Below are 12681 nucleotides of genomic sequence, written 5' to 3' on the forward strand. Positions count from 1 at the left end.
AGGCTTTCCGGATCCGGACAAAATCCATCTCGACACCGGCGCCGTGCATGGGAACGGGCTAACGTCCGTGACGATTCGTTCAAACCGTTCATGAAATCGCATAAGTCGCACACATCCGTGCTGACCGAGGAACTTCCGGTGCTGTTCCAGGAAAATCGGAAGGTGTCCGTGCAGGATTTGGGGGAGGACGATATCCGCAGGCTGCACTACTGTTCCCGGCATAAAATCAACTTCATTTCCGGCACGATGTCCCCGGCGGATAAAGATATGGAGAGAAGTGAGCTGGAGTCGCTGAAGCGGGGCTTGGACTATTTCAAGGAGAACGGTGTCCTGAAGGTGGCGCTGCAGCCGAAATATATGGGATCGCGCTGCAATATTTATTTGCATCCCGACGTAGAGCAGTGCTTCGCGGTAAGCCGCAACGGCTACAAAGTGAAGCAGGATCTGACGGAAGTCTACCATCGGCTGCTGGCCAAGTTCGGCCCTTATATGCAGGAGCGGGGAATCCGCATGCTCATCCTAGACGGCGAGCTGATGCCGTGGAACGCCCTTGGCGAAGGCCTGATCCAGCGGCAGTTCAAGCCGATCGAGAAGGCGCTGGAGAGCGAGCTTTCCTTTTTGCAGGCCCATGGTTTTGAATCCGCTTTGCAGTCATTGACCGAGCAGTATCAGGCCAGCGGCTTCGAGCAGGATCAATACCGAATGCCTAAAAAAGCCTAAGCGATAAATACGGCGCCAACGTGTACCAGAACTATAAGCATATACACGAAATTGTGGAGACGTCCGTATCGTTGGCACAGCATATCGAAGCTTACGAAACGTACAAAAGACAGCTGGAGCTGTATGCTGAAGCTGGGGAGATGGAGTATAAACCGTTCGCCATCTTGAAAATCGTCTTTGAAAACGGCGGGGAAGAATTGCCGCAGTGGACGACATCGGAAATGTACGGCTTCTTGTCGGACGATGAATCGGTCTCGCTTGATTTGTCCGAACCGGAGAGTTATGAAGAGGCGGAGCGGTTCTTTGCCAAGCTGACAACGGAGAAGCACATGGAAGGCGTCGTTATCAAGCCCGAGGCTTGGGACGGCCGGACGGTACCGTACATGAAAGTGCGCAACCCGGACTACCTGTCCATTATTTACGGCTACGACTACCGGTTCCCGCATAAGTACCGGAAGCTGCTGAAGCAGAAAAGCATCGCCCGCAAGCTGCGGACCTCGCAGAACGAATACCGGCTTGGCCTCCGGATGCTCAGCGTGAAATACGACGAGATCGAACCGATGCATGCGGAGTACCAGGAAGCGGCGGCCAATCTGCTGTTTGAGGTGGCCCAGGAGCAGGAGATCGATCCACGGCTGTAGCGTTCGATTCTCCCCCATGTAGATCCAATGAGAAAGACCACCTCTATAGGTGGTCTTTTTAAAAACTCATTCTTCTTCCTCCTCTAATAGCTGCTTCAAGCGCAGCATATTTGTACTCCAGAATTGGGTATAATAAGCCACCCAATCTTGAATTTCTTGGAGCGGGGAAGCGTTCAGCCTGAATCGCGTTTCTCTGCCGACTTTCCGGTCAACGACCAGTCCGGCCTCCTTCAGGATGGTCAAATGCTTGGATACCGCTGTCCGGCCCATCTGGAAATGTGGCGTCAGTTCATGAAGCGGGAGCTCCTCCGCCTCGGATAACAGACGAATCAGTCGGCGTCTGGTTGGATCTGCAACGGCGTCAAATACATCCCGGTTCTCATTGTTCTCGCTCACAGCACTCTCTCCTAAGCCTTATTGTCGTCTCATGATGTGACACCTTTTGGTGACAATTTAATTTTATGACACCATTTGGTGTCGTGTCAATGTTTTTGCTATGTGAAATGGGACTGCTGCCGGGGTATCCCGTGCATAACCATCCGCCTGGTTCCCAATAACTTCTTGCGTCACTTTATGGTCCTTTTACAAACCGAATGTATACTAGAAATACAGCAGTATATAAACCATTTTACACAAAGAAAGGGTGCAGCTATGGGAATTCATACGTACTTTCAATCGCTGAACGACCTCGAACGCATCATTCGTTGTCCCGGCAAGTTCAAATTTGAAGAGCACAGCGTTTCCGCCCATTCCTGGAAGGTTGTTCAGTACGCCAAAACGCTGGCTGACATTGAGGAAACCAACGGAGTCACGGTGGACTGGAAGAAGCTGTACGAAATTACCAGCAGTCATGATTACGGTGAGATTTTTATCGGGGATATCAAAACGCCCGTGAAGCACCACTCCCTCGAACTGCGTGCAATGCTTCAGCAAGTGGAGGAAGGCATGGTCGCTCATTTCATTGATGAGCATATTCCGTCTGAGTTTCAGCCGATTTTTCGCAGACAACTGCGTGAAGGCAAGGACGATTCCGTCGAAGGCAGAATCCTGGAAGTGGCCGATAAACTGGATCAAATCTACGAGGCCTTTACCGAACTGCAGCGCGGAAACACGGAAAAAGAGTTCGTCGTCATGTACAGAGATGCCCTCATCAAAATTAAAGGAATCAAGCTTCATTGCGTCGACTACTTTTTACAGCATATTCTCCCTGATTTAGTCAGCGAAGGGTCCAGATCCCCGATCGATATCGAGAAAATCACGAAAGAAGCCTTAGCCACATAAGTCATGATTTGCATCATTGATTGTATCCTCCTCCCTTTCAATCTTTTTGAACCTCAGTTCATCCTCTCAAGCTTTACAGCTTCAATAGATTTTTCCTCTTTTTTTAAAAAAATATTTCCCTACATATATGCTTCGAACCAAGATGAGGCCATGCCGCTCTATGGCCACCTTCGTCAGATCCCCGCTTTTTGCACCATTCCATCAGCTTCATATCCCATTTAAGTTCCATTTAAATATTCGGGTTTACTCTAGGGCTATCCCATTATAGCCACAAGGAGTAATCATCCATGAACAATAAGAAAAAGAAGTCCAAGCGCATTCTGCTCATCAGTCTCACGCTGTCCGTTGCCACAGTCGGCGGTATCCTGTACGGGCTGGCCGACCGGTATTTGATCCCGCATGTGGAGGAGGTCGTTGCCCAGCCCAGCACGGCAGCAGCCATAGAATCGTCCGCTTCTGGTAGGCAGTCGGCGGGTACAACGAAAACAGCTGCTACGAATACGAATACATCTACGAATACATCGACGAATACAGAATCTGCGGCATCCACGGCCTCAGCGATAAACGCAACCTCTGACGATTGGAACTACAAGAGCGATGACGTCGATATTTCGATCAAGCAAGTGGAGACCGGTACAGGCGCGGATAAAATTACGTATTACGTCGCTGATGTTCAGCTGAAGAACGCGTCCAACCTTCGGACAGCCTTCGCGGATAATTCCTTCGGCCGCAACATTACCGAGCATACCTCGGAGATCGCATCCGCCAACAATGCCATTCTTGCCATCAACGGGGACTATTACGGGTTCCGGAATGACGGCGTCGTCATCCGTAACGGCACCTTGTACCGTGATGAGCCTGCGCGTGACGGGCTGGCGCTGTTCGGTGACGGCACGATGAAATCGTATAACGAGGAGGAGGTCTCCGCCGAGGATTTGCTTGCCCAAGGGGTAACGAATACCTTTTCGTTCGGACCGGTTCTGGTGAAAGACGGCACCGCGGTGTCAGGATTTCGATAACGTCAAAATCGATACCAACTTCGGCAATCGCACGATCGACGAGGCCAACCCGCGGACGGGAATCGGCATCATTTCGCCGAATCACTACGTGTTTGTCGTGGTGGACGGGCGGCAGCAGAATTACAGCCGGGGCATGACGCTGAACGAGTTTGCGAATCTGTTCGAGGACCTGGGAGCGACCGAGGCCTACAACCTCGACGGCGGCGGTTCATCGACCATGTACTTTATGGGCCGGGTCGTCAACAGTCCTGGGGGCAAAGGCCAGGAGCGCGGCGTCAGCGACATTATTTATGTTGGCGAATAACGGACAGACGAAGCTGAAGGAGGCTACCGACATGACAACCGTATTGATTCCGGCCTATGAGCCTGACCAGAGACTGCTGCAGCTGATTGCCGACCTAAAGGCCGCTTGCCGCTGCAGGATCGTCGTGGTCGATGACGGCAGTGGGGAGGCCTATGGGGGGCTGTTTGATTCGGCTCGCCAGGCCGGCTGCATCGTACTGACCCACGACCATAACCTTGGCAAAGGGCGGGCCTTGAAGACCGGCTTCGCCTTCCTGAAGAAGGCGGATGAGACGGGAGGGATCGTCTGCGCGGACAGCGACGGACAGCACCTTCCGTCCGATATCGTCCGGATTGCCGCGGCCGTCGATGAGCATCCGGACCATATCGTGCTCGGCTGCCGGCATTTTACCGGCAGGGTACCGCTGCGAAGCCGGTTCGGCAACCAAGCGACACGTTTGGTGTACGCCCTGACGACCGGCCGCTCCGTCACGGATACGCAGACGGGCCTTCGCGGCTTCTCGTCGGCGATGCTGGACTGGCTGTGCAGCATTCCGGGCGACCGTTTTGAGTATGAAATGAACATGCTGCTGCAGGCACGCGGAGACGGATACCCGATCCATGAGGTCCCCATTGATACCGTCTATTTGGAAAAAAACAAGTCTTCCCATTTCCGCCCGATTGCCGACTCCATCCGGATCTATGCCCCTATACTGAAGTTTTGCTCTTCGTCCGTACTCTCGGCGGGGCTGGACTTCCTGCTGCTCTTTGTGCTTCAGTTCGTTACCGGCAGCCTGCTGGCCGCCGTAGTCGGTTCGCGGTTGTGCAGCGCCATATTCAACTACGCTATGAACCGGCGCTATGTATTTGTGAACAAGGACGCCCCCCGGCTGATCGAATCGGCTCCGAAATATTTTGCGCTAGTCGCGCTTATTATGGGATTTAATTACGGGCTATTAGTATTGTTCCACGAAATAGTGGGGATTCCGCTTTTCATCGCCAAGCTGCTCACCGAAGGCTCCTTGTTCGTGTTCAGCTACTGGTGCCAGCGCAAATTTGTGTTCCGTTCCCGGACGCGAGCCGGGGGAAGGCCTCCCAAAGCTTATTTTAAGAGATATAAGAAAGTGTGAGTCTTGCAAGAGTCGTGGTCCTTATATCGCAAAAGAAAGTTCTGCTAAATGCGGGGCTGGATTTCTATAAAAAAGAGCGATCCAATATGGACCGCTCTTTTTCGTCTATTTATGCTTTTCGAACAGGTTTAGCTTCTATTAAATTCCTCGTTTAAACGGCTCACGTAATGTTCCAGCACGTAGTCCCTCACAAATTTTTCCTTAGCCTCGTTGTCCTCTTTCCTTTGAAACAGCACGTTCCTTTTTGTTCGTTCCGGCGCAGGCTTGTTAAGCCAGAGCTCCAAGGCCTCGCTCTCCAGCTGTCGCTTCACTCTTCGTTCCGTTAGGTGATCCGCCTGTTTCCGGCTCTGGGCTTGAACCGCTGGGGACAAGGACGCCGCCGCTTCGGTCTGTTTCATAAGGAGCTCGGTAAGACGTTCGACTTTTTCCTGCTCACACTGCAGCAGTTCGAGCAGATGCTGATTAAATTGCTCCTGATTGTTAAAGCGATCGATCACGGATTTCTCCAGTTCGGACAAGGCTTCGGCAAGATGATCGCTCACGCGCTCATCCTTATGGACGCTCGTATCGCTCACGGTCGTGATCGTGGATGGCTGGCCCAGCAGCACCTCCTCGACCTGCTCCCCGTTCAACCCCTTGGAGTATTCGTCACGGATCCAGGGCCAGGGTGGGAATAGACGCGGAAGATATCAGATAACTTTTATGCTGCTTTTTCGTATGCAAGTGATGTCCGTGCCGGTCCATGTATCGCCTGATTGTTGGCTGAGGGATTTCAAGCTGTCCCGCCAAATCGGAAACTTTCAGCCATTGCTCATCGCTCATGTGCGCTCACTCTCCCATCATCATACGCTCATAGCTGATATATTCTGGACGCGGGGGGCTTTTTCCTTCGAGCGTGGAGCAATTAGGCTCACTCAATCATTCACGGCTGGGGTGGCTGGACTTCAAGACTTCAAGAGCCGGATTATTCAGTCCTCGGCGTTCCCGGGGCGTTACTTCTCACGACTAACAGCGTTTATAGATAAGAGGTTACGATATTTTCAAATCATAACAACCATTTCTTAAATTATATGGAAAATAAAACATATATAATGATGTGCATCAACTAGCGAAAGTGAGAGGATGGTCATTAACAAGCTCGCATTATTTTCGGCTTCGATTTTAATGTTCGGTTTTCTTGTGGGTTGCAGCAAAGATCAGACGATAAACAGTCCCTCAACAGGTACGGAAGCAACAACAGAATCTCGGGTAACAACGAATTCACAACTAGAGAATCATATGAATACGGCGGATCCGTCACTGGATACGAAATCTTGGTCTTCGGAGAACAAGGAGGTAAAGCTGACGCCGGTTAAGGAAGGGCAATATTCGTATGAATCCGTAGCCGTTGACGTGAATGGTGTGAACAAGGCGTTCGACTGGAGCTTTTCGACGACTGAGGACCCGCGTATTTACTACACGGATGTTACCGGCGATGGGAAGGAAGAAGCGGTGATCATCCTTAATAAGGGAAAGGGGACAGGACTGAATATTGATGAATTACATGTGCTGGACGGGACGGATCTCTCCGAAATCAAAGTGCAAAGCTACCAGGAGATTGTCGACGGCCAGATCGAAACGGGGGTTACCCGGAAAAATGATCAGACTTTGGCCATTAAGGTAAAGTCACAGGGAAAAGAACATCAATTTGATTATCATGTTGCCGGTATAAACTTTAAACAGGACAAGCTTAGTTTTGGCGGCGTCATCTATTATTGGATGAAGAATCAACAAATCGTCACCACGTTAGGCGCGAGCGTTGGCATTTCTCCGCAATACGTAGGCGATTTTCAGATCACTTATAAATTCGATCCTGCAGAAAATAAATTGATTGCTGATCAAATCAGATTTGAACCTGTTCACAGATAAGATGATCTGGGGTTAAAAAGGAGACACCGGTCAACTAACCGGGGTCTCCTTTCCGTTTCAAAGCATGACTCCCCAATGCTACAACTTCCAAATCCGATACAATATGACCGCCGCCTCAGCCCGGGTGAGCGGACCTTGCGGCACGATCTTACCGTTGCTGCCGGTGACGATGCCGGCTTTCACGAGCGCAGCCGCACTATCCTTGGCGTAACCGGCTATGCTTGAGGCGTCGGCGTATGCGCTCAGGCTTCCGCTGCCCTCAACTGTTTTTCCGGCAGCGGCTAAAGCACGTGCAGTGAGCATCATCATCTCTTGGCGGGTGATCGGGCTGTCCGGCTTGAAGGTGCGGTCTGGCAAACCAACCGCAATGCCCAGCTCATTGGCGATGTCCAGCTCGCTAAGATTATAAGCGTTTGGATCGACATCGCTGAATGCGGTTTTCGGGCTGCCTGTACCTTGGAGCTCCAGCGCCCGAACCAGAAGGGCTACGAAGTCGGCCCTCTTGATTAACGCTTCAGGAGAGAAGCGGCTTTCGGACATTCCATGGATGACTCCGCGGGCGGCCATGGCGTCAATGGCTGGCTTGGCCCAAGGGACGTTTTGCAGGTCTGTGAAGGCCGTGGACGCATAGGCGACCGCATAAGTACTGAAATGGGTGGTGTGGAATACCACCATTCCGGAAGAGGTATCATAGCGGCCGTTAGGAATAGGGGACGCTTGGCCTTGGCCGTCGACATACCAAACTACAATCTGATCCCGATGGCTTAACTCCTCAGCAGTCGGCTTGTATGGAATCTCCACCGTCACAGGCGCTGCAGGATTGCTCCAATCCAAGGTTCTGCCGCCTGCTGCAAGGCTCAGCTCGATCACCGGACGGCTGCCGATTAATTCACGATCGGCTGCGCTTAGGTTCAAATGGTCCGTCGAGGCGGTTCCGATGCGGACGGATACCTGCCCGGATAGATCTGTCTGATTGGACAGCATGCCGCTTGGAATTCGAATGATTGCGGAATCCGTCTTCAGCAGCAGCTCGAAGGATTCTTTTCCACTCAGGCTTTGAGCCGGGAGCTGGACTTCAACGGAACCGGCGCCGGGCAGCTTTGCCGCTTCGATCACGATTTGCTTCTTCCCATTGCCGGGTACAGCCGCTTGCTCCAGCGCCTTTTTCAGGTTGTCGGCAGAAATGGTACTCACGGCACGTCCGTCTTGGATTTTCGCTTCCGGCTTGATTGCAACGACACCATTGGTGCTCACGGTAATCCCGGTTTGCTGGCTGCCGCCGCCGTTGCTGTTATTGCCGCTGCTGTTGCTGCCATTATTGCTTCCGCTATTGCCGCCGTTTCCGTTACTTCCGCCGTTACCACCGTTGTTTCCGCCACCGCCCTCATTGCCCGAGCCATTGCCGCCCGGATTGGCGGGTTTGCCGGTGAGGGTCAGTACGCCAAACACGGATGGATCCTGGTAGCCGTTGCCGGTCGTGTCGTTCCAGGCGGCGACTCTTTGACGGGCGCCGTCTTTCGCGTCATTGACCTGGGCGTCGAAACCAAGCTTTAGCTGATTGGCTGGCGTTACCGTCTTGAGCGGAATTTTCATTTCTACGGTGTAGTTTGTGCCGGCTGCTTTGGTCGCCGACTCGAAGCCATCTGCGATCTTGGGCGGATTAAAGGAAGTTTCGTTATCAAAGTTAATGCGGAACTGCCCGTCGTCATCCTGATAGAACGTAGTTTTTGCGTTGTTTTCGTCCAGGAAGACTTCGACGGAGTCCTGTTCCCATGCATTCGCGCTGGATTTGTCCAGCTGAGCGTCGCTGACCTGGATCAGCACGTACAGGTTGTGATCGTCCCAGAGCGCTTTGGCTGTGCCAGTCGCGCCTTGCCACGCCATCTGATAGCGGTTGATCGGCATGGCGGCCGCTTGGTTCCATACCGCTTCGACCGTCCCGTCAATCATCGGCATGCCGTATGCCGCGGTGGATTGGTTGGCATTGCCCGACTCGGGCGGATGCTCCGTGATAAATTTGTCCGGATCAATGACGCCGTAGTATGCCGGCTTGGCCTGAAGATTTTTATCAAACAACAGTGGATTTGATGAAGCTCTCCAGCTTGTACCGTCGTCCATTCCCCAAAAGGTGACCCGGCTGATGTCGGCGGCATGTTCCTTGAGAATTTTCATCAATTGGGCGTACAAATAGCCCTGGGCGTTGGCCAGCTTCTCGGAAAGCTCGTAGTTGCTTCCAGCCTGGATGTCCAGCTCACTGATGCTGACCTCGACCCCTAAGGAGATGAACTTCTCCAGGGACAGCTTCACATTTTCCGGATTCGTGTTCACATTGTAATGCCCCTGCATGCCGACACCGTCGACCAGCTTCTTGCCGGGATGCGCTTCGGCATATCTGCCGTTCATGGCTTTGACCATGTTATAAATGGCCTGGGCCTTATTCTGGTTGTCCTCGTTATAATCGTTGTAATACAGCTTGATATCCCAATCCGGATGGTCGTCCAGCACTTCCCTGGCTGCAAGGAACGCCTGCTCAACGTAGTCCGGTCCGATCGCGTTATACCAAGGGGATTTGCGCAGCGACGCTTCCCAATCAGCCGGATTTGGCGGGTTGTCGTTCATCGCTTCGTTGACGACGTCCCAGGAGATCACCTTGTCTCCGAAATGCTCCATGACGGTTCGAATATGGGTCCGCAGGTTGTCCAGCGCTTCCTCGCGGCTCAGAGGGACCGTGTTACCCTGCGCGTCCTGAGCCGTATTCATCCACGCCGGCGACTGCTGATGCCATACCAGCACATGCCCGTGCATCTGCATGCCTGCAGCCCGAACTTTATCGACCATTGCATCGGCCGCGGTGAACGTGAAGTTGCCCTTCGTCGGCTGCAGCGCGTCCGGCTTCATGGCGTTCCCCGCCGTGGCGACGTTGTGATGCATGGTTAACAGCTCCAGCCGTACGCCTTCCAGATCCTCCGCCGAGATGGCGTTTCCGATCAGAAAATCGTTTTGGTACGCGTCCTTGATGGGGACCAGATCTTTCTGGATTTCGACTGGCGTCGAGCCGGTTTTCTCGAAGCTGATATCATCGATATAAAAGGAGGCCTCCGCGTTACTCGAACTTTCCACGTAGAGGGTTAAGTATTCGCCACCCACGCTGTTGTAACGGTACGTTCCTTCAAATTGTACCCAGCCGTCATCGGTGCTGATCGTTTTCGGGGCCAGGGTCGCATAATTTGCGCTGCCACCGCTGCCGATCTGGGTGGACAGCTGAATCTGCGAGCTGGCGGGGCTGATTAGCTTGACCCAGGCGGATATTTTGTACTCGGCGCCTTTATCCACGTATTTCTCCACGTGTAATGACGGCCCATGCCAGGTGGCTGTCCTGTTTTCCACTTTAAGGGCATATGCACCGCCCGGTGTGTGGTTGGCTTCATCGGTGACGGTTAGCTTCTCCGTGCCGGATCGGCCTTCAAAGCCACCGGGGGTCTGATCCTCAAAAGTGATCGTGCTGAAAGGCAAGGCCGGATCTCTAGGCGGTTCTTCGTTTCCGCCCCCGCCGGAGTCAGCCTTTTCAGTGATGAGGATATCGCCGAGGTAGAAGGGGACTGTGGCACCGGCGCTGTTGGATTGAACACGCAGTCGAGTATCGCCGCTGCTGGTATCCAAGGTGAATTCTTTGGTCAACGTAAAAGCTTCCCCAGCTCTAAAAGCTGCGCCGGCCAGCCAGCCGTAGCTTTTGTCAACGGTTTGAAGATACGCTTGGGCGTCGTCAGGAACGGTGGCTTCAGCGTCCACATATCCTTTAACGGTGATCGTGTAAGCTTTGCCGTTTTGGATTCCTAAGTCGGTGTAGTTGAAATCAGCCGCATCGTAATCGTGGGTACGGTTGCTTACATAAAGAGCCCCTCCGTCCTCGTTCCCGTCAAACACTTTGCCTGAGACCTGTGCGAGGCTGGCGCCTCCCGATTGAACGGCTTTGCCAATTCCGTCCGAAAAAGTTTCATGGTACACCACCGTTACCGTATCGGCATCCGGCTGCTCTGCCTCCGCGCTTACATGCGAGGCCAGCCAGCCCGACGGAATGATCAGAGCCGCGGCGATTATGGCCGAAAAGGCTTGTTTCATCCATTTACTCATTCATTGCACTCCCCCTGCACCAATGGTTTGTTGATTAAGCGCTTACATTTTTACTCGGCGAGTCCTCCTTTCCCGCCAAGATGATACCATTCGCCCGGAAAGCGCGTCTTACAGCAAATGAAAGGAGATATCGTGCTTTTTTTATATAATTCTGAGAGCAGAAGAAAAGGGGAATCACGCGAAGTTCGGCCGACCGGGCCGCAGGAAGTTCGCTGCATCTATGGAATGGATGATGTAGAATGCACTTGCTATAATCATAACTAATAGAACAGACTTCTTTTCAAATATCTCATTAGAACGCGGGGTGTTGGCATGCAGGACCAAATGCTCGACCGCTTGAAGGGCGGCCTCTATGGCGTGGCTGTGGGTGACGCGCTTGGCGGAACGACGGAGTTTATGAGTGTCCGGGAAGTAAAAGCCCAATATGGCTATTTGACGGAAATCATCGGCGGCGGGGTATGGCAGCTCGAACCGGGGGAAGTAACCGACGATACGATGATGACGCTCTGCGTGGCGGAAGGGATTCTGGAAAATCCTGCGGAGCCGCTGGAGGCGATCGGGCGGCATGACGCATTACGATCCAAGGTGCGCGGAAGCCTGCGTTATCTATAATCGCATTGCCGATCGTCTATTGCGCGGTGAGGACTTGAGCGAAGCCATCCTGGCTGAGGTAAAGGGCAGCGAGTATGAAGGGATGATCGAAGACGAACCGGACTGTCCTCCCAGCGGGTTTGTGGTCCATACGTTCCGTTGGGTGCTGCATATTCTGCTTCACGCGTCCGACTTCAGCGATGCGGTGCAGCGGGCGGCCAACCTGGGCGGCGATTCCGATACGATCGGAGCGATCGCCGGCGGGTTGGCGGGAATCTATTACGGCTATGAGGGGATCCCGGCGAAGTACACGGATACCATCCTGATCAAGGATCGGCTCGACCGGGTGGTCTCGCAGCTGTATGCGTTGAGGAGTTCATCGTCATCGTAAAAAGAAGCCGCAGCAATAAAAGGGAAAAGGGCACCGCTCAGGTGCCCACCCTACCTCTATCCACTTTAACGGTTACAGCACATTCCGAAAAAACGTACGGATGTCCTTGATCATCAGATCCGGTGCGTCGATCGCGGCAAAATGCGTACCCCGCTCGAACTCGCTCCAATGCACGATGCGGTTGCCCTGCTCGGCGAAGCGGCGGATCGCCACATCGGATAACTGGAATACCGCGACACCTACAGGAGTTGGCGACATGTCTTTCGGAGCCCAGGCACCCGGGTCGTGTGCGCCTTCGTAATACATGCGCGTAGAGGAGTTTGCCGTTCCCGTCAGCCAGTACAGCATAAGGTTGGTGAGGAACGTATCGCGGTCCACGGCATCGACCGTATCGCCAAAACCGTTAAACAATTCGCAGGTCCAGGCCAGAAGTCCGGCCGGAGAGTCGTGAAGCCCGTAAGCGAGCGTCTGCGGTCTGGTGGACTGGATTATGTTAAACCCGAATCTTTCTTTCATAAAATGCCCCAACCGACCGACCCGCACCTTCTCAGCATCGGTCAGCGAGGCAAATACGTCGTCTTCAATAG

At 53.2% G+C, this 12681-nt stretch carries 10 protein-coding genes and 2 pseudogenes; 8 read left to right on the plus strand and 4 right to left on the minus strand.

Annotated elements, in window-relative coordinates:
* Positions 1-720: DNA ligase-like domain-containing protein (locus CPT76_RS41665; protein ID WP_483870078.1), on the plus strand; the 720-nt coding region annotated here is incomplete at its 5' end.
* Positions 721-791: 71 nt separating this feature from the next.
* Positions 792-1361: a hypothetical protein gene (locus tag CPT76_RS41670; RefSeq protein ID WP_308737675.1), complete on the plus strand. Its 570-nt coding sequence runs from the start codon at positions 792-794 to the stop codon at positions 1359-1361.
* Positions 1362-1427: 66 nt separating this feature from the next.
* Here CPT76_RS41670 and CPT76_RS27480 read toward each other — a convergent pair whose 3' ends face one another.
* Entirely contained in the window at positions 1428-1757 is a 330-nt protein-coding gene (locus CPT76_RS27480) for an ArsR/SmtB family transcription factor (protein ID WP_105445150.1), read from the minus strand.
* A 255-nt stretch (positions 1758-2012) separates the two neighbouring features.
* Between CPT76_RS27480 and CPT76_RS27485 the strand changes: the two genes are divergently transcribed.
* The 4 genes from CPT76_RS27485 to CPT76_RS27495 all read left to right on the plus strand — a co-directional run bounded on the left by CPT76_RS27485 (position 2013) and on the right by CPT76_RS27495 (position 5073).
* Positions 2013-2642, plus strand: a complete 630-nt coding sequence (locus tag CPT76_RS27485) for an HD domain-containing protein (RefSeq protein ID WP_089549375.1) — start codon at positions 2013-2015, stop codon at positions 2640-2642.
* Positions 2643-2929: 287 nt separating this feature from the next.
* Positions 2930-3661, plus strand: a complete 732-nt coding sequence (locus CPT76_RS27490; RefSeq protein WP_258168847.1) for a phosphodiester glycosidase family protein — start codon at positions 2930-2932, stop codon at positions 3659-3661.
* A 70-nt stretch (positions 3662-3731) separates the two neighbouring features.
* Positions 3732-3965 (plus strand): phosphodiester glycosidase family protein, encoded by a 234-nt coding sequence (locus CPT76_RS40650; protein WP_374954740.1) that lies wholly within the window; start codon positions 3732-3734, stop codon positions 3963-3965.
* A 31-nt stretch (positions 3966-3996) separates the two neighbouring features.
* Entirely contained in the window at positions 3997-5073 is a 1077-nt protein-coding gene (locus tag CPT76_RS27495) for a bifunctional glycosyltransferase family 2/GtrA family protein (protein ID WP_105445249.1), read from the plus strand.
* A 128-nt stretch (positions 5074-5201) separates the two neighbouring features.
* On the opposite strand, the gene CPT76_RS27500 is transcribed toward CPT76_RS27495, so the two are convergent.
* Complete coding sequence (locus CPT76_RS27500; RefSeq protein ID WP_105445151.1) at positions 5202-5705, minus strand: hypothetical protein; 504 nt, start codon at positions 5703-5705, stop codon at positions 5202-5204.
* Between the two features lie 490 nt (positions 5706-6195).
* On the opposite strand from CPT76_RS27500, the gene CPT76_RS27505 reads away from it, so the two are divergent.
* Positions 6196-6981: a hypothetical protein gene (locus tag CPT76_RS27505; RefSeq protein WP_146116442.1), complete on the plus strand. Its 786-nt coding sequence runs from the start codon at positions 6196-6198 to the stop codon at positions 6979-6981.
* Between the two features lie 78 nt (positions 6982-7059).
* On the opposite strand, the gene CPT76_RS27510 is transcribed toward CPT76_RS27505, so the two are convergent.
* Positions 7060-11112, minus strand: coding sequence for a glycoside hydrolase family 10 protein (locus CPT76_RS27510; RefSeq protein WP_105445153.1), 4053 nt, complete (start codon positions 11110-11112; stop codon positions 7060-7062).
* A 312-nt stretch (positions 11113-11424) separates the two neighbouring features.
* On the opposite strand from CPT76_RS27510, the pseudogene CPT76_RS27515 reads away from it, so the two are divergent.
* Positions 11425-12094, plus strand: a pseudogene (locus CPT76_RS27515) (ADP-ribosylglycohydrolase family protein).
* Between the two features lie 72 nt (positions 12095-12166).
* Here CPT76_RS27515 and CPT76_RS37885 read toward each other — a convergent pair.
* Positions 12167-12681: pseudogene (locus CPT76_RS37885) on the minus strand (epoxide hydrolase); the annotation flags it as partial.

This window comes from Paenibacillus sp. AR247, assembly GCF_002968895.1.
GTDB lineage: Bacteria > Bacillota > Bacilli > Paenibacillales > Paenibacillaceae > Paenibacillus_AQ > Paenibacillus_AQ favisporus.

Bases quoted from the DNA above. Each gene is read 5' to 3' on its own strand.
- CPT76_RS27495 (WP_105445249.1), top strand. From the start codon at position 3,997: ATGACAACCGTATTGATTCCGGCCTATGAGCCTGACCAGAGACTGCTG.
- CPT76_RS27505 (WP_146116442.1), top strand. From the start codon at position 6,196: ATGGTCATTAACAAGCTCGCATTATTTTCGGCTTCGATTTTAATGTTC.
- CPT76_RS27485 (WP_089549375.1), top strand. From the start codon at position 2,013: ATGGGAATTCATACGTACTTTCAATCGCTGAACGACCTCGAACGCATC.
- CPT76_RS27490 (WP_258168847.1), top strand. From the start codon at position 2,930: ATGAACAATAAGAAAAAGAAGTCCAAGCGCATTCTGCTCATCAGTCTC.
- CPT76_RS27510 (WP_105445153.1), bottom strand. From the start codon at position 11,112: ATGAGTAAATGGATGAAACAAGCCTTTTCGGCCATAATCGCCGCGGCT.